This window comes from Nonomuraea sp. NPDC049378, from assembly GCF_055586745.1.
Genome location: NZ_JBVJHP010000022.1, coordinates 13,515 through 36,626 on the forward strand (window position 1 = coordinate 13,515; position 23,112 = coordinate 36,626).

At 72.7% G+C, this 23,112-nt stretch carries 21 protein-coding genes; 16 read left to right on the plus strand and 5 right to left on the minus strand.

All coding sequences use genetic code 11. The features are described 5' to 3' along the window. Positions 1-2: 2 nt before the first annotated feature. The 7 genes from ACZ6SA_RS38310 to ACZ6SA_RS38340 all read left to right on the plus strand — a co-directional run bounded on the left by ACZ6SA_RS38310 (position 3) and on the right by ACZ6SA_RS38340 (position 4,215). A complete protein-coding gene (locus tag ACZ6SA_RS38310) occupies positions 3-314 on the plus strand; it encodes an antibiotic biosynthesis monooxygenase family protein (protein WP_347623824.1) in 312 nt (103 codons plus the stop codon). After that, positions 311-637, plus strand: coding sequence for an antibiotic biosynthesis monooxygenase family protein (locus tag ACZ6SA_RS38315; RefSeq protein ID WP_347649127.1), 327 nt, complete (start codon positions 311-313; stop codon positions 635-637). Before ACZ6SA_RS38310 ends, ACZ6SA_RS38315 begins: the two co-directional genes overlap by 4 nt. Next, the gene (locus tag ACZ6SA_RS38320) at positions 634-1,344 is read left to right on the plus strand and encodes an SDR family NAD(P)-dependent oxidoreductase (RefSeq protein WP_465833768.1); all 711 of its coding nucleotides are present in this window, start codon (positions 634-636) and stop codon (positions 1,342-1,344) included. Before ACZ6SA_RS38315 ends, ACZ6SA_RS38320 begins: the two co-directional genes overlap by 4 nt. Continuing rightward, positions 1,344-1,727, plus strand: a complete 384-nt coding sequence (locus ACZ6SA_RS38325; RefSeq protein ID WP_347649125.1) for a SchA/CurD-like domain-containing protein — start codon at positions 1,344-1,346, stop codon at positions 1,725-1,727. The genes ACZ6SA_RS38320 and ACZ6SA_RS38325 overlap by 1 nt, the downstream gene beginning before the upstream one ends. Beyond that, positions 1,724-2,584, plus strand: a complete 861-nt coding sequence (locus ACZ6SA_RS38330) for an NAD(P)-dependent oxidoreductase (protein WP_347649124.1) — start codon at positions 1,724-1,726, stop codon at positions 2,582-2,584. The genes ACZ6SA_RS38325 and ACZ6SA_RS38330 overlap by 4 nt, the downstream gene beginning before the upstream one ends. 6 nt (positions 2,585-2,590) lie before the next feature. Beyond that, complete coding sequence (gene rfbB, locus ACZ6SA_RS38335; protein WP_347649123.1) at positions 2,591-3,529, plus strand: dTDP-glucose 4,6-dehydratase; 939 nt, start codon at positions 2,591-2,593, stop codon at positions 3,527-3,529. Positions 3,530-3,615: 86 nt separating this feature from the next. Then, a complete protein-coding gene (locus tag ACZ6SA_RS38340) occupies positions 3,616-4,215 on the plus strand; it encodes an NAD(P)-dependent oxidoreductase (RefSeq protein ID WP_347649122.1) in 600 nt (199 codons plus the stop codon). A gap of 58 nt (positions 4,216-4,273) precedes the next feature. Here ACZ6SA_RS38340 and ACZ6SA_RS38345 read toward each other — a convergent pair whose 3' ends face one another. Continuing rightward, on the minus strand, positions 4,274-4,582 hold the full coding sequence (locus tag ACZ6SA_RS38345; RefSeq protein ID WP_347649121.1) for a hypothetical protein: 309 nt from the start codon (positions 4,580-4,582) through the stop codon (positions 4,274-4,276). Positions 4,583-4,693: 111 nt separating this feature from the next. On the opposite strand from ACZ6SA_RS38345, the gene ACZ6SA_RS38350 reads away from it, so the two are divergent. The 6 genes from ACZ6SA_RS38350 to ACZ6SA_RS38375 all read left to right on the plus strand — a co-directional run bounded on the left by ACZ6SA_RS38350 (position 4,694) and on the right by ACZ6SA_RS38375 (position 13,007). Further along, positions 4,694-5,098: a YbaB/EbfC family nucleoid-associated protein gene (locus ACZ6SA_RS38350; RefSeq protein ID WP_465833772.1), complete on the plus strand. Its 405-nt coding sequence runs from the start codon at positions 4,694-4,696 to the stop codon at positions 5,096-5,098. A 52-nt stretch (positions 5,099-5,150) separates the two neighbouring features. Further along, positions 5,151-9,725: a hypothetical protein gene (locus ACZ6SA_RS38355; RefSeq protein ID WP_465833774.1), complete on the plus strand. Its 4,575-nt coding sequence runs from the start codon at positions 5,151-5,153 to the stop codon at positions 9,723-9,725. Between the two features lie 17 nt (positions 9,726-9,742). Next, entirely contained in the window at positions 9,743-10,249 is a 507-nt protein-coding gene (locus ACZ6SA_RS38360; RefSeq protein WP_465833776.1) for a hypothetical protein, read from the plus strand. An 18-nt stretch (positions 10,250-10,267) separates the two neighbouring features. Next, a complete protein-coding gene (locus ACZ6SA_RS38365; RefSeq protein WP_443156074.1) occupies positions 10,268-11,050 on the plus strand; it encodes a ThuA domain-containing protein in 783 nt (260 codons plus the stop codon). Further along, positions 11,047-12,126, plus strand: a complete 1,080-nt coding sequence (locus ACZ6SA_RS38370; RefSeq protein WP_347649116.1) for a Gfo/Idh/MocA family protein — start codon at positions 11,047-11,049, stop codon at positions 12,124-12,126. Before ACZ6SA_RS38365 ends, ACZ6SA_RS38370 begins: the two co-directional genes overlap by 4 nt. 95 nt (positions 12,127-12,221) lie before the next feature. Continuing rightward, positions 12,222-13,007 (plus strand): GntR family transcriptional regulator, encoded by a 786-nt coding sequence (locus tag ACZ6SA_RS38375; RefSeq protein WP_347649115.1) that lies wholly within the window; start codon positions 12,222-12,224, stop codon positions 13,005-13,007. A 75-nt stretch (positions 13,008-13,082) separates the two neighbouring features. Here the strand turns inward: ACZ6SA_RS38375 and ACZ6SA_RS38380 are convergent, their stop codons facing one another. Together ACZ6SA_RS38380 and ACZ6SA_RS38385 are read right to left on the minus strand one after the other, a co-directional pair. Next, positions 13,083-13,910 (minus strand): alpha/beta hydrolase family protein, encoded by an 828-nt coding sequence (locus tag ACZ6SA_RS38380; protein WP_347649114.1) that lies wholly within the window; start codon positions 13,908-13,910, stop codon positions 13,083-13,085. 335 nt (positions 13,911-14,245) lie between these two features. Beyond that, positions 14,246-15,763 carry a DUF4185 domain-containing protein gene (locus ACZ6SA_RS38385; RefSeq protein ID WP_347649113.1) on the minus strand — a complete coding sequence of 506 codons (1,518 nt, stop codon included), beginning with the start codon at positions 15,761-15,763 and terminating at the stop codon, positions 14,246-14,248. Positions 15,764-15,941: 178 nt separating this feature from the next. Between ACZ6SA_RS38385 and ACZ6SA_RS38390 the strand changes: the two genes are divergently transcribed. Then, positions 15,942-16,328: a DoxX family protein gene (locus ACZ6SA_RS38390; protein WP_347649112.1), complete on the plus strand. Its 387-nt coding sequence runs from the start codon at positions 15,942-15,944 to the stop codon at positions 16,326-16,328. Between the two features lie 15 nt (positions 16,329-16,343). On the opposite strand, the gene ACZ6SA_RS38395 is transcribed toward ACZ6SA_RS38390, so the two are convergent. Both ACZ6SA_RS38395 and ACZ6SA_RS38400 read right to left on the minus strand, forming a co-directional pair. Next, positions 16,344-21,128, minus strand: a complete 4,785-nt coding sequence (locus tag ACZ6SA_RS38395) for a GH92 family glycosyl hydrolase (RefSeq protein WP_347649111.1) — start codon at positions 21,126-21,128, stop codon at positions 16,344-16,346. A 328-nt stretch (positions 21,129-21,456) separates the two neighbouring features. Further along, complete coding sequence (locus tag ACZ6SA_RS38400; RefSeq protein WP_443156080.1) at positions 21,457-21,789, minus strand: cupin domain-containing protein; 333 nt, start codon at positions 21,787-21,789, stop codon at positions 21,457-21,459. Positions 21,790-21,824: 35 nt separating this feature from the next. Between ACZ6SA_RS38400 and ACZ6SA_RS38405 the strand changes: the two genes are divergently transcribed. Then, positions 21,825-22,163 (plus strand): hypothetical protein, encoded by a 339-nt coding sequence (locus ACZ6SA_RS38405; protein ID WP_443156081.1) that lies wholly within the window; start codon positions 21,825-21,827, stop codon positions 22,161-22,163. A gap of 127 nt (positions 22,164-22,290) precedes the next feature. After that, complete coding sequence (locus ACZ6SA_RS38410) at positions 22,291-23,097, plus strand: rod shape-determining protein (RefSeq protein ID WP_443156082.1); 807 nt, start codon at positions 22,291-22,293, stop codon at positions 23,095-23,097. Positions 23,098-23,112 lie beyond the last annotated feature (15 nt).

Genomic DNA, 23,112 nt, shown 5'->3' on the forward strand with positions numbered 1-23,112 from the left:
CGATGACTTTTCGCGTGATGTTGCGCATGCAGATCAAACCGGGCGCGGAGCGCGAGTTCGAGGAGACCTGGCTGCGGGTCGGCACCGCGGTCACCGAGCACCCGGCCAACGAGGGCCAGTGGCTGTCGAAGAGCGCCGAGGAGGACGGCGTCTACTACATCGTCAGCGACTGGGTGGACGAGCCCCGCTTCCGGGAGTTCGAGACCAGCGAGCAGCACCTCCAGCACCGGGTCCGGCTGCACCCGTTCCGCTCGGGCGGCTCCATGGTCACGATGAACGTGGTCTACGCCATGGACCCCGTGGCCAGGACATGACCAGCCCGAGAGTGCGCGTGCTCGTCTACGCCAGGGCCTCGGGGGACTCCCACGCCGAGCTGGCCGAGGCCTACCACCAGGTCAGCCGCGAGCTGGCCGGCACGCCCGGCCTGCTCGGCAACGAGCTGCTGCGCTCGCTCACCCAGCCGGGCGGGTTCCTGGTGCTGAGCGAGTGGGACAGCCTGGAGTCCTTCCGCACGTGGGAGGCCGGCACCCGGCACCGGCAGACGACCGCGCCGCTGCGCTCCTTCCAGGACGGCTCGCACGGGCAGAGCTTCGCCCTGTACGCCGTCACCGCCGCCTACCCCGAGGAGCGATCATGACGTACGACGCCGCGCTCGCCGGCAAGCGGGTGCTGGTCACCGGCGGCTCGCGGGGCATCGGCGCGGCCACCGCCCGGGCGCTGGCCGCGGCCGGCGCCCGCGTCGTCGCCTGCCACCGGGGTGCGCCCGCCTCGCTCCCGTACGAGCTGGTCACCGCCGACGTCACCCGGGAGGAAGACGTGGCCGCGCTCGCCGGCGCCTGCGCCGAGCGCCTGGGCGGGCTCGACGTGCTGGTCAACAACGCCGGGGTGGACGGCGTCCGCCCCGTGGACAAGCTGGACCCCGGCGAGTGGCACGAGATCATGGACGCCAACCTGACCTCCGCCTACCTCGTCACCCGCCAGGCGCTGGGGCTGATGTCCGGCGGCGCCTCGATCGTCAACCTGTCCGCGTCCGTCGCGCTGCGCGGCCGGCCCGCCAGCGCGCACTACACCGCGTCCAAGGCCGCCCTCATCGGGCTCACCCGGTCGCTCGCCCGCGAGCTGGGGCCGCGCGGCATCAGGGTGAACGCGGTCGCGCCCGGCGTCATAGACGCGGCCGGCCCCGGCGAGGGGCCGCCCCCGCACCTGCGCGAACGGCTGGCCGGCATGACCGCGCTGGGCCGGCTCGGCACCGCCGACGAGGTGGCGGCCGCCGTGCTGTTCCTGGCCGGAGACCAGTCCCGCTACATCACCGGAACCACGCTCAACGTCGATGGAGGAATGTGATGACGTACGCCGCGATCACCTACCGGGTCAAGCCGGGGCACGAGGACGAGATCGCCGAGATCTTCCGGAACTTCAGACGGGTGGACAGCTCCGAGCTCCACGACGAGCAGGGCAACGAGGTGGGCCGCCTGCTCGGCACCGCCGTGTTCATCAAGGACGACTTCATGGTCCGGATCATCCACTACGAGGGCACGCTGGAGGCCGTCTCGGCGAAGATGGCCCGCCACGGCGGCGTGCACGCGTTGGAGAAGCAGCTCGCCCCCTACCTGCTGAAGGAGCGCGACACCAGCTCGCCGGAGAAGTTCGGCACCTACTTCCGCGACGCCACGATGCGCTGCATCTCCCAGCTGTCCGCCGACACCAGGCCGGCGGAGGCGTCATGAGGCTCGCCGTCGTCGGGCTCGGCGCGATGGGCGCGGGCATGGCCCGGCGCCTGCTGGAGTCCGGCTTCCCGCTCACCGTGCACAACAGGACGGCCGCCAAGGCCGATCCGCTGCGGCAGGCCGGCGCCCGGTGGGCACCCCAGCCGCGGGACGCCGCCCGCGACAGCGACGTCGTCCTGCTCAGCCTCGCCGACGAGAGCGCCGTGGAGCAGACGCTGTTCGAGCGCATGGTGCCGGCGCTCAGGCCCGGCACGATCGTCGTCGACACGACCACCGTCTCGGCGGCCTACGCCGCCGAGGCGGCCGAGCGGCTGAGCGCCCACGGGGTGCGCCGGGTCGAGCTCTGCCTGATCGGCAACCCCGCCATGGCCGCGCAGGGCCAGCTGCGCCTGTTCGCCGCCGGGGACCAGCGCGACGTGGCCGAGGTCGAGCACGTCCTGACGGCCATCGGAGGTGAGCTGCGCTATCTGGGCCCGCCCGGCATGGCGTGCACGATGAAGCTGGCCTTCAACCTCCTGCTCGGCGTCCAGACCGTGGCCCTGGCCGAGGCGGTGGCCCTGGGCGTGCGAGCCGGCCTCGACCGCACCATGCTGATCAACGCGATCACCGGCAGCGCGTTCTGCTCACCGGCCCTGGCCTTCCGCGCCACCTTCATGCGCGACGGAACCTACGAGCCGGCCGCCTTCCGCGCCCGGCTCATGGCCAAGGACCTGCGGCTGGCCGTCGCGGACGCGGACGCAGGCGGGCTGGACCTCCCGGTGTGCTCGCGCGCGGTGGAACGGCTGGACGAGGTGGTCGCCGCGGGACGGGGCGACGAGGACAGCGCGGTGGTCGTGGAGACCGCCATGGCCTCGTGAACGCCCATGAGGATCCTCGTCACCGGCGGTGCCGGGTTCATCGGCTCCCACTTCGCCCGTACCACGGACGCGGAAACGATCACGGTGCTCGACCGGCTCACCTACGCCGCGGACCCGGCGAACCTGGATGGGGTCGCCTGCGACCTCGTCGAGGGCGACATCTGTGACGCCGGCCTGCTCGCCAAGCTCGTGCCCGGCCACGACCTGGTGGTCAACTTCGCGGCCGAGTCGCACGTGGACCGGTCGATCGAAGGGGCGGCGGAGTTCGTCCGCACCAACGTCCTCGGCGTCCAGACGCTCATGCGGGCCTGCCTCGACGCCGGGGTCCCGAAGGTGGTGCACGTGTCCACCGACGAGGTGTACGGCAGCATCGAGTCGGGCTCGTGGCGTGAGGACGCGCCGCTGCGCCCGCGCTCGCCGTACGCGGCGGCCAAGGCGGGCGGCGACCTGATCGCCCTTGCCGACGCGACGACCCACGGCCTGCCCGTGGTGATCACCAGGTGCGGCAACACCTACGGACCCCGCCAGTACCCCGAGAAGATCATTCCCCTGTTCGTCACGAACCTGCTCACCGGCCGCAGGCTCCCCCTCTACGGCGACGGGGGCAACGTCCGGGAGTGGATCCACGTGGACGACCACTGCCGGGCCGTCCGGCTCGTCGCCGAGCGCGGCGTGCCGGGCGAGGTCTATCACGTGGCGGGCAACACCCGGCTCACCAACATGGAGCTCACCGGGCGCCTGCTCGACGCCGTGGGCGCGGGCTGGGACGTGGTGGAACGGGTGACCGACAGGAAGGGGCACGACCGCCGCTACTCGCTGGACGGCGCCAAGCTGCGGGCGCTCGGCTACCGTCCGCGCGTCGGCTTCGACGAGGGCCTGGCCGAGACGGTGCGCTGGTACACCGACAACCCGTCCTGGTGGAAGGACAAGACCACGACCGCATAGACACGCGCCATTCCTCCTTCCGCAAGGCGTACGCGGGTTGACATGCGTGTTGCTTTAGTGCATTTTGCCATATAGAAGGAGGCTATATGAAGCTGTTGGTGATCGGTGCGACGGGTCGTACCGGAATGCATGTGCTGGAGCAGGGCGTCGCGCGCGGCCACGAGGTGACGGCGTTCACCCGCAAGCCGGAGCTCCTCGACGGGCGCGGCGACCTGCTCGCCGTCGTGCGAGGTGACGCCACCGACCCGTCGAGCGTGCGCGGGGCCATGGCCGGTCAGGACGCCGTCGTCGCGGCGGTCGGCGGGAGCGGCATCGCCCGCACGTTGATCGCGACGATGCGCGAGGCCGGCGTGCGCAGGGTGGTGATGACGAGCAGCCGCTCCGTCCCCGCCACCCGGCCCCGCCTCGCCGTCGGCATGGCCTGGATGATCTTCAGGAAGGCCTACGCGGACCTGGCGCGTGCCGAGGGCATGCTGGAGATCTCCGGCCTCGACTGGACGGTCGTCCGGGCCACCCGGCTGGTCGACAAGCCCGGCAAGGGGCGGGCGCACATCGACTTCGAGGCCGACGCCACCGGCGGCGAGGCGATGTTGTCGCGCGCCGACTACGCCATGGTGCTCCTCGACGCAGCCGAGGACGACACCATGATCGGAAAGATGCCGGGCGTCTGCGGCGCACGCGCCTGACGGACGTGAGCGGGTCAGGCGTCTCTGCGGCGCTCGCGCCCTGACGGGCCTGAGCGGGTCAGGTGCGCAGCGTGCTGGCGTCCTCGCAGCCCTGGTAGTGCTTCGACGCCTCCCGCAAGCTTGTCTCCTGCTCCTTGAGCGCGGTGGCCAGGAGCGCGAGCCCCGCGCCGATGCCGTCCAGCCGCTGCCCGCGCCCCCGCCGGTAGCCGCGGCCGTAGTCGTCGGCGCCCAGGGCGGCGCACGCGGCGCGCCACGACTCCTCGAACCTGGTCTGGACGCCGGACACGTCGCCGGCCAGGTCGTCGGCAGCGCACGCCAGCCGGTGAAGGTGACCCTGGCTGTGGGCGACCACGCCGTTGAACTCCACGGGATCGCAGCCTAGCGAGGGCGCTGCCCGAGGTCGACAGGCAGCGTCTTCTGGAAAAGGATGGTACATACGAGACCTACGGTGCTGATTGGTCGGCGTGAGGGGCGGGCGATGACGACGGACGAGCCGTGGCGGCTGCTGGAGCAGCTCGTCCAGGAGGTGAACCAGGAGACCGAGCAGCTCAAGCAGATGCAGGAAAGGATACGGCTGCTGTCGGCGACGGTCACCTCGAAGGACGGCATGGTGACCGTGACCGTCGGCCCGAGCGGCGAGGTGCGGACGATCCACCTCGACCCGCGGGTCTACCGCAAGCTGTCGCCGTCCGAGCTGTCCGCCTCGATCGTCGAGCAGATCGGCAGGGCGACCCGGCAGGTCTCCGGCGAGATGAAGGAGTTGATGGAGCCCTTCACCTCCGATCTCCCTCTCGATGACCTGTTCGGCGAGGAGACGGGCTTCGAGTCGTTCCCGCCGCGACCCGGCGCACCGGGGTCACGCGAGCCACGACCGCCCTCGTGACCCGCACGACCTGCCCGTCGCCTGAAGGCGACGGTCCCCTCAGGGGGCTCTGATGGGGCTCGATCTCAGCCTGGTGCCCGACATCGTCAAGCCGCTGGCGCAGCCGCTGACCGGCGGAGCGGTCCCGGAGGCCGACGTCCCCGGGATCCTCGCCGAGGCCACCACGCTGGAGAACCTGGCCGACCTCCTGGCCGGGCTCAGAGCCGACGACGCCGGCGCGGTCGCACGAATGTTGCGCGGCTGGGAATGGCAGGGCCCCGCCAAGGAGGCGTTCGAGCAGGCGTTCGCCGCGCTCGGCGGGCAGCCGGGCGCCACCGGGCCCGATACCGGGCCGGCGCTGCTCGACCTCCTGGAACAGGCGCTGCGTGACGAGGCGGCGGCCCTGCGCGAACACGGCGTGCGGATGCAGCACACCGAATGGATGATCTACGCCTCGCTGGCGCTGCTCGGCGCGGCGATCGTCAGGCTGCTGGTGTGGATCTACGTCAACGGCCCGGCCGTACTCAAACTCATCCAGCACAACACGCTGCTGACCCGGATGCGCATCCAGACGATCAAGCGGCTCGTTCTCAGCGGCATGCTGACGTTCGCCGGCATCAGCGGCGGCCTCGACCTCGGCGTGCAGGTGGCTCAGCAGATCTGGGGAGACCGCGAGGCCGGTGACTTCGACGTCGCGTCGCTGGCGCTGTCAACCGGCAGCGGCGCCCTGACCGGCGCCCTGTTCGCCGGCGCGAACGCGGGGCTTTCGCGGCTGCTGAGCCGGAACATGGTCTACCTCGCCTCCGAAGCCGAGCTGGCCGTGCGTGACAGGATCGTGGCGTACGGGCAGAGCATGTACGGTCAGGCGCTGCTGGGCGGGCTGGCGGGCACCGGCGGCGCCGTCCCGGGACTGGCGCTCAGCGGCCAGCTCGACACCTCCCACCTGGCCTTCTCCCTCATCGCCGGCGTCTCAGGAGGCCTCGACGTCCCGGCCGCGGCGAGGGTGAGCTACACCCCGATGCAGGCGGTCGCCCACCTCGGCGACCCCCCAGCCACCAGCACCCCGGCCACCAGCACCTCGGCCACGGGCCGCGCGTCCGCCGGCACTCCGCCCACCGGCACTCCGCCCGCCAGCACCTCGGCCACGGGCCGCGCGTCCGCCGGCACTCCGCCCACCGGCACTCCGCCCGCCAGCACCTCGGACACGGGCAACGCGTCCGCCGGCAGCTCGGTCAGCGGTGAAGCGGGCGTCGGCGCACCGGTCGCCGGCTCCTCGACCCCGGCGCACCAGTCCCGGCCCGAACGCCACGGTGACGTCGGCGCCCTGATCAACCGGCAGACCTCTGAACCGGGAGCCGCTCTTGCCCAGCCGCACCAGGGCGAGACGATCGTGGGTGAGGTCACCCGGCGTCACGACACGCCCCTGGCCGGCGCCGAACAGGGCGGAGTTCCCGCGCGGCCGGCCCAGAGCCACCCGGCCGAGCAGAGCCCGGCCGGACCGCCGCGGCCGGAGGTGGCTCGTCCGGGTGAGCTCCCCCGTGACTCGCTGCTCCCGGCCACCATCCCGACGATCAACGCGCCCCCAGAAGGCACAGTCGAACCTCACCACGACGACGATCTGAAAACCGCGGACACCGTCCCGGCCCACCAGCGGCCCGCGGACGTCCCCGCCCCTCCAGCGGACGCTCCGGTCCACCACCGGCCCGTGGATCTTCCGGTCCACCAGCGGCCCGTTGACCTCCCGCCCGGCCAGCGGTCCGTGGACGGCGACCTCGGACACCAGCGGTCCTTGGAGTCCGGCGACGAGCGGCCCGCGACGTCCGGCGAAGCGGGGCCGGGCGGCCGGAGCGGGCCAGGCGGCGACCCGGCCGGCCCTGCCGTCCGGCAGCCACGCGACCCGAGCACGCCGCCGGACGCCGGAACGCGGGCCACGGCGCTGACGTGGACGCCCCATGCGGGGACGATGCCGGTCCTGGGCCCGGTGGACCCCGCGGGCGCTCGCCACCCGATCGGAGACCTCCCGGCGGTCGCGGACCCCCGGCCGCGGAACTTCGCCGAGGCCGCGGCGATGGTGCACCGCTGGACGCCTGACAGCGGGGATGCCCGGCGGCCTGCGCCCGATGGCTGGTCGCCTGACGGCGGGAGTGCCCGGCGGCCCGCGCCCGACAGCAGGTCGCCTGACGGCGGGGACGCCCGGCGGCCTGTGCCGGACGCGGAGCTCCTGGCCGAGGGCCGTCGTCTCAGACGGGAGCTGGATGTCGTCAACGACAGCGCGACGACGGCGTGGGCGCTGGCACGGATGAGCCGGATCTCCGGCGAGCCGGCGGCCGGGCGGGCCGTGCGCCGGCTGGCGGCCGAGCTCGGCCTGCACCGCGACATCGACGCCCTGGTCGATCTCTACAACGACGCCGAGCGGTTCGCGATGGCCCCGGACGGCGCTGCCGGCCGCGCGGCGCTGGTGGACACCCTCCGGGCCACCATGGCGGCGGACTCCATCCGCTGGACGGGATACCGTCACCGGAACCTGTTCGGCCTGCGGGACGTCACCGCCACGCAGGCGCGCGCGGTCGGGCTCATGGTCGGCATGATGGGGGAGCGGCTCACCCAGAGCGGCGCGAGGGACCTCGTCAGGCCCCTGCTCGACGGGCACGTGGGACCCGGCGCGGGCCGGGTCGCCGAGGTGCTGCCGGTCGTCCGGGCGGCCCAGGACAACGGCTATTTCCCCGCCGGGACGAGCGGGGCCGCAGCCTTCCGCCAAGGCATGGAGCGGTTCTGGCACGAGGACCCCTACCTGTGGAACGGCGTGCTGCTCGCCGAGAGGCACGCCGTGACCGATCCAGGCGAGGCGACGGCCCGGCTGCTCGCGCACCTGGACGAGCTCGCCGCGCCGCCGGGCCCCGGCAGGGAGCGAGCCGGTCCTCCGCTGGAGCGGCTGGCCGAGGACGTGGGGCTGGGACGCTCCGTCGGGCACCTCGTCCGCCTGGCCGAGGAGGTGCAGGCGCACGGCGCCGACCTCGCGCGGGCGGCCCACGTCCAGGAGCTCGCCGGCCTGCTCGCCGCGCGCCGGGCGCGGGACCCGTACCGATGGGACGGCCTGCGGATCGCGGCGGAGCACGGTTTCCCGCGCCCGCGCGACGACGAGGCGCGGGTTCTGGCGCGGCTGGCCGAGCTCACCCGCTCCGATGCGCCGTCCCGGCTGTGGGTGTTCGACCCCCTGCGCCGGCTGGCCACGGAGGCGGGTCTCGGACAGTCCGTGGAACGGCTGGCGCGCAGGGCGGCCGACGTTCAGCAGGCCGGGTTCGACCTGTTCGCGCCGGTCGACCGCCGGCAGGTGCTGGACGCCCTGACCCCGCCCGCCGGCCGGGCCCGGGCGGGCCCGCCGCCGGAGCCGCGGAACGTGCCCCCGGGCTTGCACGATCTCTCCTCCTCCGCCGTTCAGGAGGCGAGGCGGGCCGCGGCCCAGGAACACGCGGAGGCGCAGAAGGCGTACCGGAGTGCCCGTTCCCCCCTGCGCCGCTCGCTGTCCCTGCTCACCGGGCCCGATCCGCTGGCCGTGGCGGAGCAGGAGCGGGTCGCCTCGCTGGCCTCCCGCGCCCAGGCGTGGCGGCGCTGGCCGGAGCGGCCGGAGGTGTCGTTCACGAGGGACGCCGGCGCGTTCCGCCGTGCCTACGATCGGGCGATGGAGCGCGCGGTCGCGGGGGAGGAGGTGATCCCGTACATGGCGGAGAACGCCACCGCCTCCCTCGCGGACCGTGACGGCGGGCGGGGGTTCGGGCTGGAGCTGGAGTTCGACCTGCCGGACCGTACCGACGTCAGGACGCTGGAGGCGATCGCCCGCTCCCTGCGCGAGGCCGGCCTGACCGGCGACGCCCAGGTGCACGGCCGCCACACCATGCAGGGGGAGGGCTACCGTCCGGGCAGGAACGGCGGGCGCGGGTTGTGGAACCTGGAACGGGACGGCACGGTCGCGGGCGAACTGGTCTCGCCCATCCTGTACGACGAGCCCGCGACGTGGGAGAACCTCCGCGTCGCCTGCGAGATCATCCGGTCGCACGGCGGCACGGCGAGCCTCTCGACCGGCGGGCACGTCTACGTGAGCACCCACGACTACGACCACATCGTGGAGAACTACGCCGCCGTGCTGCGCTACGCGGACCATCACGCCGACACCCTGTTCAGGCTCGCGCAGAACCCGGAGCGGGCCGGTCACCGGGGTCTCTCCCACTGCCGGCCCAACGACCTGCCCGCCGCGGGCTACCAGCAGATCGGTCCGGTACGGCACGCCAACACCGGCCAGGAGCTGGCGTTGAACATGGAGGCCATGCGCGGCACCGCGAAGGACCACATCGAGCTGCGGCTGTGGGACGGTTCGCTCGACCCCGCCGTGATCCAGTCACAGGTCAAGCTGTCGCTGGCGCTGGTCGAGGCGGCGTTCCGCACCGCGACGCTGGGCCATCCGCCGAACGGCGACCGGCGCGACCGCCTGGGCGCCCACGCCGCGCTCCTCGCCGAGGATCCCGCGCTGGACGTCACGGAGCGGGGAAGTCGCTCCTTCCGTATCCTGATGGACGAGCTCTTCTGGCGGGCCGCCGACAAGGAGCAGCTCACGGCCCTGTTCGCCGCCACTCGCTGGATGCCGGGCCCATGAAGGAACGGGACAACGTCGTGATTGTCCGTAACGGCTCGGCGGCGGAGCCTCCTCCGGCCGCTCCCGTCAGGCACGACGGACGGCCGTACCACCTGGAGATGATCTACGCAGGCGGGGCCCGCCGCGGCTACGCCGACGACGCCGCAGACCTCGTCGACCTGCTCGCCCCCGGCTACGCCGCGCTCGCCACCGCAGGCGAGCGCGCGACGGCGCGCGTACGCCTCGCCATGGACCTGCAGGTCAGGCTGCAGGCCCGGCTCGCGGCCGGACCCCGGCTCGACGCCTGTGGCGACGCGGAACGCGCCGTGATCCTCGGCGGGCGGCACGAACCCCCGGCGCTCACCCGGTGGGAGGCGCCGGTCCCCCTGGTGCTGGTCGCGACCTTCTACGAGCCCGCCGGCCCGCTGCCCAGGCCACAGGGGCCCGCGGACCTCCAGATCTGGCTGGACCCGGCCGGCGACTGGGCCCTGCTGACCAGCCTGCACGCCGCCGGCGTGATCACCGTCAGCCGCGCGGTCACATGAACGACGAAGGGAACACCCATGAACGCTCGATCCGTCACCGTCCTGGTGTGGGGCGAGAACCGGCACGAACAGACCGAACCCAGCGTGGCCGAGATCTATCCCGACGGCATGCACAACGCCGTGCGCCGCGGCATCGAGCACTGGCTGGGGGAGCGGGCGACCGTCACCACGGCCACGCTCGACGACCCCGAGCACGGGCTGACCGAGGAGGTGCTCGCCGGCACCGACGTCCTCACCTGGTGGGGCCACGCCGCGCACGGCGAGGTGTCGGACGAGGTGGTCGACCGGGTGCACCGGCACGTCCTGGCCGGCATGGGGCTGGTGGTGCTGCACTCCGGCCACTACTCGAAGATCTTCACCAGGCTCATGGGCACCACGTGCACGCTGCGCTGGCGCAGCGCGAACGACCGCGAGCTGGTCTGGACGGTGAACCCGTCGCACCCCATCGCCCGCGGCATCCCCCACCCCATCGAGATCCCCGCCCAGGAGATGTACGGCGAGCAGTTCGACATCCCGGCACCCGACGAGCTGATCTTCATCAGCTCGTTCACCGGCGGCGAGGTGTTCCGCAGCGGCTGCACCTTCCGGCGCGGCAACGGGAAGATCTTCTACTTCAGCCCCGGCGACCAGGACTACCCGGTGTACCACCACCCGGACGTGCTGCACGTCATCGCCAACGGGGTCGAGTGGGTGGCCGCCGACCCGCCACGGCGCGACCTGCCGGCCTCGCTCCGGCAGGAGACGGGCGACTTCGGCCGGGGTCACCGCGGCGCGACGCACGACAAGGGGGCCGCGGAGTGAGCGCCGCCGGCCGGGCGCGGCCGCTGCGCGTGGTCCAGGTCGGAGCGGGCGCGATGGGCCTGGTCTGGATGCGCACCCTGACCGCGTCCCGCGACGTCGACCTCGTCGGGGTGGCCGACCTCGACGTCGATCGGGCGCGGGCCGCCGTACGCGCCGCCGGCGCCGACGCCAAGGTCGGCGCCTCGCTCGGCGACCTGCTCGCGGACACCGCGCCGGACGCCGTCGTGAACGTCACCGTCCCGGCGGCCCACAACGAGGTCACCATAGAGGCGCTCTTCGCCGGGCTCCCGGTCCTGTGCGAGAAGCCCGCCGCGCCGACCCTGGCCGAGGCGGTCGTCCAGGTCGCCGCCGCCGAGGCGACCGGCCGGCTGGTGATGATCAGCCAGTCACGCCGCTACTACGCCGCCCTGGAGGAGTACCGCCGCCGCATCGCCGAGCTCGGCACTCCCGGCCTGCTCACCACCGGCTTCTACCGTGGCGAGCGCTTCGGGGGCTTCCGCGACGTCATGGAGCAGCCGCTGCTGGTGGACATGGCGATCCACGCCTTCGACGCGGCCCGCCACCTGCTCGGCGCGGAGCCGATCTCGGTCGTGTGCGAGAGCTGGAACCCGGCCTGGAGCTGGTACCGCGGCGACGCGGCGGCGACCGCGACGTTCCTGTTCGAGGGCGGCACCCGCTACGTCTTCACCGGCTCCTGGGTCGCGGAGGGTCTGGAGACGCCCTGGAACGGCCGGTGGCGGGCCTCCTGCCCCGGGGGCACCGTGACCTGGGACGGCGAGGACCGCGTCGCCTCCAGCACCGTCGGCGCGTCGGAGGTGCCGGCGGGCACGCACGAGGAGATCGCCGGGGCGCTGGCGGAGTTCCTCACGGCACTGCGCACGGGCGCGGAGCCGTCGGGATCGATCGCCCGCAACATCCGCTCCCTGGCCATGGTGGAGGCGGCGGTGCGCTCGGCGGAGTCGGGCGCGCGGGTCCACATCGGGGCGCTGCTCGAACAGGCCCACCGGGACGCGCTGGCCCTACCCGTACGCGAGGGGATCCGCGCCCGGCTGTCCGGGCCTGCCGCGGAAGGTTGAGCGATCGGCCGTACGTGAACAGCGGCCATTGACAGGTGTGCTGGCCGGTCGAAAAGATACGGTCGTCCGTACAACTTCGTGGCAAGAGGCGCCGGATGACCGACATCGACTGGGCGCGGCGGCTGGCTCTGGAGCCGGGCGCCGCCGTGCCGCTCTACTACCAGCTGCGCGAGCGCCTGCGCGCGGTGATCGGCGAGTGCGAGCCGGACACCCCGATCCCGGCGGAGAAGGACCTCATGGTGTTCGCCGGGGTGAGCCGGGCCACCGCGCGGCGGGCGATCGGCGACCTGGTCCAGGAAGGGTTGCTGGTGGCCCGGCAGGGCAGCGGCACCTACACCGCACCGGTCGGGGTCACCTCCGAGCTTCTGGGCTCCAGGCCGGCCGGCTTCACCGAGACGATGGCCAGGCTGGGACGCAGGCCGACCACGCGGGTGCTCGTGGCGCGCGCGCAGCCGTGCGCCGCCGACCTCGCCCCCGCGCTCGGCCTGGAGGCCGGCGGCGAGGTCGTCTTCCTCGAACGCCTCCGGCTGCTCGACGGCGAGCCCTGCATGATCGAGAGCGCCCATCTCCCGGCCGAGCTGGTTCCCGGCATCCTCGACGAGGACCTGACCGGGTCGCTCTACGGCCTCCTTCGGCTGAAGTACGGGCTGACCCCGGCCTCGGGCAAGGAGACGATCGGCGCGGTCAACGCCGACTACCGCCTGGCGGGGCTGCTGCGCGTGCCCATGGCCGCGGCCCTGCTGGCGACCGCCCGGTCGACGGTCACCGAAGGCGGGCTGCCGCTCGAATACACGATCCGCCACGCCAGAGGCGACCTGGCCGTGTTCTCCGTCGAGCTCAACGACGCGAAGAACGCCCTGATGGGCCAGGAGCCGAGCTGAACGGCGTGTCCGGACGGCGCCTGCTCGCCGCCGCGCCCCACCCCTGCCGGGGCGGCCTTCGCGATCCGCCGAGGTTCAGGGAAGGTTTTTCCGGGCGGCGTTGTCCCAGGAGGCGTTGGTGCCGATCTCCGGCGTGGAGCCGGCGAAGGCGCCGCGGGCGTGGGTGTCGCCCTGGAGGGTGTACATCAGCCAGGCGGTCAGATATCCGAGGAAGCCGCCGCCGTCGCCCTGGATCGTGTTGTGCCCGGCGCCCTTGAGCATGGCCTTGGCGGCGGCCCCTGGAACGGCCCGGTAGTAGTTCCGGATGGCCGAGTGCGGGGAGATCAGGCCGTCGCGGGTGCCGCTGAGGAACAGCACGGGGCAGTCCAGCTGGTCCACGTGGAACCTGTCGTCCGCGCCGACCCAGATCGGGGCGGGCAGGGCGATCGGGACGACCGACGAGATCAGGCCGCCCGACCTGGTGGCCGTGTTGACGGAGCCGCCCGCGCCCTGCGAGTGGCCGACGGCGCCGACCTTGCCCACGTCGAGCTTGCCGTGGAACACGCTGGAGGAGTCGCCGTTCCTGGCCACCAGGTATTCGGCGGCCTCGATCATCTCGGTGCCGGTGCCCGTCGTCGTGTCCGTCGTGGCGATCACCACGAACCCCCAGGAGGCGAGCTGGTTCAGCACGCCCGGATAGTGGGTGGGGACGGCGTCCGTGCCGTTGCCCCAGGTGACGATCGGGTGTTTGACGCCTCCTTCGCCCAGGCCGGCCGGATAGTGGATCCGGTATTCGCCGCCGACGTCCGCGGTGGCCACGGTCCAGGGCCCGGCCGCCGCGTAATGGGCTTCGATCGTGTCGGCGGCCCGCGCGGGGGAGACCAGGACCCCCAGCAGCAGCACCACGGCGACCATGAGCTTCATGCATCCTCCACACTTGTACGGATGACCGTATCTTTCGCCTCACCCGCCACCCTGTCAACGAGTTCCGCGAGCAGTGTTACGTCCCCGAGGATTTCGTGGCCCGGCTCAAACGGCTCGGCCTCTGCCGTGCCTCGACGCCGGAGCGGTTCGGTGGCGAGCCGATGCCGCCCGCCGCGTTCCTCAGGAAGATCGAGCGGATCTCGGCCGCCCGGACGTCGTCTTCGCCGGCCCGCGCCCGACCTCGCCGAGCGGGACGGCGCCGGCCGGGCGAGCATCACCGGAGCCCCGAGCCTCGCCGACCGTCCCCGCCTTCCGCTGGTGGCCGGGACGGACGGTCAGGAGGCCACCAGCGCGACCTCGTCGGCCTGCAGCCACATGTCGCCGTTGTCGGTCCAGATGCCGGCGAACACCTCGACCGAGGTGCGCGTCCCGCTGTCGAAGGTGACGGTGAACGGGGTCCACGCGTTCACCGCCCGGAAGTTGACCTCCTTGATCGGCGATCCTCCCGGCACCCGTACGCCGAAGAAGCCGTTGTCGTTGTTCGCGGACGTCCGCAACCATCCGGTGAGGGTGTAGGTGGTGTCCGGCTCGACCTCGACCACCTGGTGCAGGTCGTGCCAGCCGCTGTCGTGGCGGGCGAATCCGTTGCGGTCGCCGGTGAAGCCCCAGGTGGCCCGGTCGATGCCGCAGTTCCCGCGGCAGGCCCAGGGCGCGGATGCCGACCCCGTGCTCTGCCGTTCGAAGCCCGGATCCTCGACGAGGTTGGGGTTGGTGACGGCGGCGTCGCGGGTGAGCGTGATCCTGGTCAGATACACGTTGTACGGCGTCCACTGCGACAGCGCCAGATACAGGTCGGGCCCGGACGACCACGGGTGCATGAAACCGCCGTACAACCCTGGATAGTCGGCGGAGCTCGCGACGACCGCCGGGGCGCTCCACGGGCCCGTGGGGCCGGGCGCGGATCGCAGCACGATGTCGCTGCCCTGCAGGTAGGTCATCAGCCACCTGCCGGTGAAGTCGTTGTAGCGCACAGAGAGCTCGCCGGCGGGGGCGGGGACGACCGGCGCGGCGGCGGTGTCGGGGCCGCTTCGCCAGGCGGTTCCCGTCCAGTACTCGTAGGCGTCCTCGGCCAGTACCTCGGCCTCGGGAACCCGGGCGAGGTGCACGGCTCCGGCGCGGCCGTTCGGCGTGCCGAACAGGTACACGAACCCGTCCCTGCGGGCGAGCGCGGCCATCTGGAAGCGGTTGCCCCCGTCGGGGTTGTCCCATCGGGGTCCGCCCTCGGTCGTCCAGGTCTGCCCGTTGTCGTCGGAGAAGGCGATCCCGGCGTGGTTGGTGTCCCACTCGCCCGGGTCGCCCCAGTGGCGTACCGACATGTGGGCGAGGTACTGGCGGCTTCCCACGGACACGCCGGCGGTGGGGATGACGGTGATCTCGTCGCCGTCGACCTTCTTGCTCGGGATGAGCTCCTTGGCGTGCCCCTGCCGGTCGGTGGCCGCGCTGGAGAACGTCATGCCGTCGGAGAGGTCGCGGTCGGTGCTGCGCAGCAGCACCTGGCTGCGCCAGTCGCCGCCGTTGGCGCCCGGGGGTTCCCAGTCGGCGCCGAACGTGTCGCCGAATGCGGCGAGCACCTCCCCGCTGCCGTTGTCCCACATGACGCCCAGGTCGGTGGCCTTCACCTGCCAGGTGGCGGGGGTGTCGCTGAGGGAGCCGGGCCCGGTCATCTTGCTGACCACGATCGCCGGTGACCGGGCCGTGGTCGCCTGAGCCGGCAGGCAGGCCGTCCCTCCCGTGACCACGAGCAGGAGCAGCGCGCTCCCCGCCGATGCGCGGGCGCGTGAGCCGAGCCTCATCTGCCGTCACCTCCGCAGCTGAAATCGATTTCTCAACTCCATTGTTGGATCTTGGGAGTGCGTCGTCAAGAGGGCGCCCGCCCGTCGGGCGCGGAGGAGGCGTCACACTCCGGGCCCGCCGGCCCTCTTGGGTGCAGAGGAGGTCACCGCCTCCCTCGTCGATCCACCAGGAGCACCCATGTCAACCGCCTACGTCGTCACCGCCGTGGTGACCATCGCCGCCAACACCTTCTCCGGGCTCGCGGCCATGACCCGGCTCAAGCCGATCATGCGCACGCTGGGCCCCGCGCTCGACCGGGCCGGCGTGCCGGAGTCCTGGCTGGTCTGGCCGATCGGCGTGCTGAAGCTGCTCGGCGCCCTCGGGCTGGCGCTCGGGCTGCTCGGCGTGCCGCTCGCCGGGACGGCCGCCGCCGCCGGGCTCGTGCTCTACTTCGTCTGCGCCCTCTTCGCCCATCTCCGCGTCCGCGACTACGTGCCGCAGTTCTACCTGGCGATGGTGTTCCTCGGGCTCGCGACGGCCACCCTGGCCCTGGACCCGGCTCTCGTCCTGTCCCCGGCCGGGTGACCGCCGCTGCACCCGTCAGGCCCGCGTACGCTCCAGCTGCAGGCGTACCCTGGCCAGCCAGGTCCCCCAGCCGTCGTCCGGCCGGCTGTCGCCGATGCGCAGGTAGAACGCCCGGGACTCGCCCCGCAGGTCGGCGAGGTCGAGCGTGCGCTCCTCCCGGTTGGACCGGTCACGCACGTCGTTCTCCTCCCGCAGCACGGTCCGCCAGGCCTGCTGGTCGGTCGAGACCTCCACGAGGAAGTGGTTGGCGAGGTCCAGCGTCAGCGAGCCGCCGGTGACCTGGGCGGGCAGCTCGAACCGGTAGGTCGCGTGGCTGTCGCCGTCGGTGAAGCGGGCACGCCCGTCGTGCACCTCGCCGTCGAGCTTGGACCCGCCCGCGTCCAGGAGCCAGGGCTGCTCCGCCGGGGTGCCGGGCGTGAACTCCACCGTGTCGCCGACCAGCGTGACCGCCACCTGCTCGCCGGTGGACCCCTGGTCGGAGGTGGCGTCGAGCCGGATCAGGTGGCTGCCGGGACCGGCCGTCGCCGGCACCGCCACCTCGAACGCCACGGTCTGGGACGCGCCCGGCGCCACGGGCCCGAAGCGGGCAGACGCGGGCTGGACGGTCCAGCCCTCGGGTCCCGTGGCGGTGAGCCGGCCGCGGGCGGGCTTCGTGGCGTGGTTGGCCACGGTCGCCGAGAGCCGCACGGTCTCGCCTGGGGCGGCGAAGACCCCGGAGCTCTCGATGACCAGCGTCGACGTGGCGGGCGGCTCGGGAGCGAGCAGCTCCACCTCGGCCAGCGAGACCGCCGAGCCGCCGGTGAACCTGATCCGGTAGTGGGCGTACGCGCTCGGGCTGGTGATCTTGAACGGGCGGGTCTGCGACCGCCACGCGAAGCTCTCACCGGTCCGCTTGTCGATCGACTTCCACGCGTTGCCGTCCCTGGAGCCCTCCAGGACCCAGCTGGACGGATCCTGGGCCGGATCGCCAGAGCCGGAGGTGAGCGTGTAGTAGCGCGCCGTGCGCTCGCCGTCGAAGGCGAGGCGCACCCACTCGGGCACCGTCGCCCCGGTGGCCGAGTCGTCGTCGAACAGCGCGCTCACGTCGGCGCCGCCCGGCGCCGACGCCGTGCCGTGCCCGGTGAGGTCGTGCAGCGGCGTCGGGACCCGGTCGTCGCCGGTGATCGACGGCGGCGCGGCGTTCTTGCCCGTGCCCCAGCGCGAAGGCTTCGGCCCCATCTCGAACACCAGCTCGCCGCCCTTGGCGATCAGGTCGTGCGGCAGGTACGTCTTCCCGTACGGCCTGCCGTTGACCTTCAGCCCCTGCACGTAGACGTTGCGTGCGCTGTTGCCCGGCGCCCTGATCACCAGCTTCCTGCCGTTCTCCAGGTGCACGGTCGCCTTCGTGAACAGGGGCGAGCCGATCGCGTAGGAGGGGCTGCCCATCTGCAGCGGGTAGAAGCCGAGGGCGCTGAAGACCTGCCAGGCCGACATCTCCCCGTTGTCCTCGTCACCCGGGTAGCCCTGGCCGATCTCGCTGCCCAGATAGAGCCGCGAGAGCGCCTCGCGCACCTTGGCCTGGGTCTTCCACGGTTGTCCCGCGTAGTCGTACATGTAGGCGATGTGGTGCGAGGGCTGGTTGCTGTGCCCGTACTGGCCCATCCGGATGTCGCGGGCCTCGCGCATCTCGTGGATGATCCCGTTGTACGAGCCGGGGAACAGCGCGGTCTCCTGGTCGTCGAAGAACGCGTCGAGCTTGGCGGCCAGCTTGTCCGCGCCGCCGTACAGGTTGGCCAGGCCGCGGCCGTCCTGCGGCACGTGGAAGGCCATGTTCCAGCCGTTCGTCTCGGTGTAGTCGTGGCCCCACTCGCGCGGGTCGTACGCGTCCGGCTTGAGCCGGAACGACCCGTCGGCGCTCCTGCCCTGGAAGAAGCGGACCGCCGGGTCGAACAGGTGCACGTAGTTGAGCGCCCGGTTCCTGAAGTACTCGTACTCCTCCAGGTAGCGGGCGCGCTTCGCGCCCTTCGACCGTTCGGCCAGCGACCTGGCCATGTTGGCGATGCCGAAGTCGTTGATGTAGCCGTCCATGGCCCACGACATGGCCTCGCCCGTCGACTCCGTGCTCGTGTAGCCGAGGAAGACGGAGGTCGACAGGCCCTTGCGGCCCACGTGGCGGGTGGGCGGGGCGACCGTGGCGTTCTTGAGCGCCGCCTCGTAGGCGGTCTCGGCGTCGAAACCGGTGATCCCCTTCAGATGGGCGTCGGCGAAGGCGACGTCGGAGCTGGTGCCGACCATCAGGTCGGCGTAGCCCGGCGAGGACCAGCGCGCGATCCAGCCGCCGTCCTCGTACTGCCGCACGAACCCGTCCACCATCTCCCCGGCCGCCTCGGGCGTCAGCAGCGCGTACGCGGGCCAGGTGGTGCGGTAGGTGTCCCAGAAGCCGTTGTTGACGTACACCTTGCCGTCCGCCACCTTCGCCCCGGTCTCGGTGGGCGTGCTGGGCGGGGTCTCGGTGGCCGACTGCACGGCGTGCCTGTACACCGGGGCGTCCGCGGTGCCGGTGTTCTCGTAACCGGAGTTGGGATAGAGGAACAGCCGGTAGAGGTTGGAGTACAGCGTGACGAGCTGGTCGTGGCTCGCGCCCTCGACCTCGATGACGCCGAGTTTGGCGTCCCACGCCTTCCGCGCCCGCTCGCTGACCTGCTCCAGCGTGTCGGAGGCGCCGATCTCCAGCTCCAGGTTCTTCCTGGCCTGCTCCACGCTGATCAGCGAGGACGCGATCCGCATGGTCACCGTGCGCGTCTCGCCCGCGTCGAACGCCAGATAGCCCAGCACGTTGTCGCGTCCCTGGCCGGTCAGCCTGCCGCCGCCGGTGACCGGGCGGTCGAAGGTGGCGTAGTAGAACATGCGCGTCGCCCCGGTGGACAGGTCGCTGCGCACGTCGGAATAGCCGGTGACCACGCCGCCGGACACGTCGAGGGTCAGGCCGCCGCTGTCGTTCACGTTGTCGAAGATCAGCTTGGCCGACGCGCCGGGGAACGTGAACCGGGCCAGCGCCGCGTGGTCGGCCGGCGCGATCTCCGTCCTGAGGCCGTTGTCGAACGTGACCGCGTACAGGTGCGGCTGAGCGACCTCCCGCTCGTGGCGGAAGGGCAGCGCGCGGGCGGTCCTCGACGGGTCGGGCGCCCCTTCGGCCGCCGACGGCATGAACTGGAACGTCTGCCGGTCGCCCATCCACGGGCTGGGCTCGTGGCTGGCGGTGAACGCCTGGATCTCGGGCAGGTTCGCCGCGTTGCCGGCCCGGTGGTATTCGTAGAGCCACCGCGTCGAGGCGGCGTCCGTCATCGGCGTCCAGAAGTTGAACCCGTGCGGCACGGCCGTGGCCGGGAAGTTGTTGCCCCGCGAGAACCCGCCCGTGGAGTGGGTGCCGCGGGTGGTCACCGCGTACTCCGAGGGCCGCTGCCCGTCGCGCCCGTCACGGCCCTCGTACGGCTGCCGCTTCCGCTCCTTGACGATCTTGATGTCGTCCACCCAGCCGCGGAACCCGGCCTCGCCCACGGGGCTGTCGTAGGCCACCAGGACGCGGCTGATCCGCTTGCCCCTGGCCACCTTGCCGATCTCGGCGCGCTTGAAGTTCCACTGGTCGGCGTAGAGGGTCCTGGACTCGCCCTGCTCCCGGGGCGCCAGCCGGACCCCGTGCTGGTCGACGGCCTTCAGGTCGCTGAGGTAGGTGCCGTCGCTGAAGGCCAGGTCCACGGAGACGTACGTGCTGGGGTAGCCCAGGTGGGCCGAGGTGAACTCGGGGAAGACCAGGTAGGACAGCTCCATCCCGGACGTGACCGGGATGTCCACCTCGAACACCTTGTTGGTGGAGTAGCCGCCCTTGCCCGACGTCGTGCCGCCCGCGTACCGGAGGGCGCGCAGGCCGCTGAAGCCCGCGCGCGGCCTGGACGTGTGGCCGCGGGTCGGGCCGTCGCCGACGTGGCTGCGCATGTCGCTGGGCGGCCTGGCGCCGGTGTGGCCGTCGGAGAGCTCCCACTCGGCCAGTTGCAGCATGGGGGCGCCGCCGACGCGGGTGACGTTCAGCCGGTAGTGGGCGTAGGCGGTCGTGTTGGCGAAGCGGTATTCCTTGCGCTGGTGGCGCGCCGAGAACGTCTCGCCGCTCCGGGTGTCCAGGGTCGTCCAGGTCCTCCCGTCCTGCGAGCCCTGGAGCTGCCAGTCGCGGGGGTCGCGCTCGGGCGCGTCGTCAGCGGAGGTCAGCGCGTAGCGCACGACCGCGACCGGCTCGGACAGTTCGTACCGTGCCCAGCCCGTGCCGCTGTCCACCAGCCACTTGGTGCTCGGGTCGGTGTCGGCGAGGTTCTCCTTCACCTCGCCGGCGTCGAAGAACTCGCCGCTGACGTCGATCCGGGCGATCTTGTCGGAGATGCTGCCCTCGATGCCGCCGGGCAGGGTGCCGGCGACGTTCTCGGCCTTCTTGTCGCCCTTGGCGTCGGTCTCGGTGGTGTTGGTCCAGGTCGGCTGGGGGTCGCCGGGCTCGAAGGAGGAGGCGAAGGCCGCTCCTTCCGCCTGGGCCAGCTTCTGCCCGTCCTGCGCCGCTCGCCGCGCCTGCTCCGCGGACGGAGCCGGCTCGCTCGCCTCGGGGTCGGGCGGCGGGCTGTAGGACGGGCCGGGGGTCGGGGTGCCCGAAGGGCCGGGATTGGGAATCGGGTCTGGACCTTTCTGTGCGGTGGCGCCTGCCGGGCCGTACTGGGTGGTCAGCGCGGCGGCGGCCGGGGCGGACAGTGCGAGGGCGACGCCCGCGCATAAGGCCGCCGTCATGAGGGATCGTCGGCGAGGGTGCTTCATCGGGGGGAACCTTCCGTGCGTCAGCCGGTACGGGGACTCGGTCGAGCAGCGTCACGAAGGCGGCTGCGTGGGTCGTGCCTGGTCGGGACGGGACGGGGACGGGACCGGGATGGACCGGATGGCCAGGGGTGCTCACAACGATCTGCCGGCAGGAGGATGACAACGTTGTCAGCCTCAATCTGTCAAGGAAGTTTTCAAATCGCGGGCCCCCTGTCAAGAGGTCGCCCCGCAGGCCCCGGGCGGGCGCAGGAAGGCGCACCGGTGGGCGCCCCACCGGTGACAGCGGATCGGTCGCGCCGGGTCAGCGCCGCTTGACGACGGTCAGCAGGACCGCGGAGTCCTCAAGCGCCTCGAGACTGTGGCGGGCGTCGGGCACGATGAGCAGGTCTCCGGTGCGCGCCTCCCACGACTCCCCACCGGCCAGCATGCGCACCCGGCCGTGCAGCACCTGCACCGTCGCCTCTCCCGGATTCTCGTGCTCGGCGAGGTGCGAGCCCTGCTTCATGCCGATGACCGTCTGGCGCAGCACCTTCTCGTGCCCGCCGTACACGGTGTCGGCGGTGTGACCGCCGCCGGCGCCGCCCGCCAGATCGGTTTGCTGACGGGCCAGGGCCGTGAGCGAGACTTTCTGCATGCCGCCATTGTCTCAGTTGGGCTATGGTCGGCCGTGTGACGGGACCGTGGAACACCCCATGCAGGCTCATCGTGCTGAGCCTGGTCCTGGTGTGCTCGCTGGTGGCCGGCGCGTCGAGCGTCTGGCACGCCGCCGGTGACCCCGTCGCCCAGGAGGCGACGACGTGGAGCCCCGGCACCACGGAGCACCGGCTGACGGGCCTGCCGCCCCAGCTCTCCACCGGCCGCGAACCCCTGGTGCCGGAGTCCGGCGCGCGGCAGGGCGACGCCGCCCATCTGGCGCTGCTGCCCCCGCCGCACGGCTCGGCCGCCGTCGGAGACCCCCAGCAGTTCGGGCACCGCGCCGCGGGGTCACGCAGCCCGCCGCTGGTCTGACCTTCGTCCACTGTCGCGCCGCGCGGCCCGGCCGTGCGCGCCCGGCTGCCCGCCGGCGCGGCCGTCCCCATGCGGGACACGCCCTCATTCCTTCCTTCTCGCGTCAAGCAAGGAGCCGAACACCGCCATGGCCGAGCTCGCATCAGCCCGCACCCTCCAGCACACCCGCCACGGACGGGTGGCGCTCGATCTGGGCACCGCGCGCACCAGAGCGCTGACCTCGAGCGGGGTCGCCATCGCCGACCGCCCCTCGGCCGTCGTCGCCTCCCCGCCCGTCGCCGATGTCGCCGACCCGGTACGCCCGATCCGGCACGGGATGATCGCCGACCCGGGCGCGTGCCTGCGCCTCGTACGCCTCGTCCTGCGGGACGTCCAGACGGCGGGCGACCGCTCCATGGAGCAGGTGGTGGTCGGCGTGCCCGTGGCCGCCTCGCCCAGCGACCGGCGAGCGGTGCGCACCGCGGTGTCCGAGGCCGCCGGATGCGGGGTGACGCTCGTGGAGGAGCCCCTGGCCGCGGCCGTCGGCGTCGGCCTCGACGTCACGGGCTCGCGGCCGTTCCTGCTGCTCGACGTGGGCGCGGGCATCGTCGAGGCCGTCGCCATCCGCGACGGCGCCATCAGCGACGCCGTGGCCATCCAGCTGGGCGCCACGACCAGCGCGGGCCTGCTGCCGTACGTGCTGGACGGCGTCGTCGACATGACGGCCGCGCTGCTGCGCCGCCTGCCCGCCCAACTTCGCGTCGCCGCGCGCGCCCACGGCCTGACGGTGACCGGGGGCGGCGCCCTGCAGGCGCAGCTGCTCAGCCGCCTGGACACCGTCCTGCGCATGCCGGTCAGCACGCCGCCCGAGCCGCAGCACGCCACCGTACGCGGCCTGATGCGGCTGTGCCTGCAGCCCGCGCTGGCCGCCGGCCTCGCCGCGCGTGGCCGCTGACCGCCGGGGCAGGGT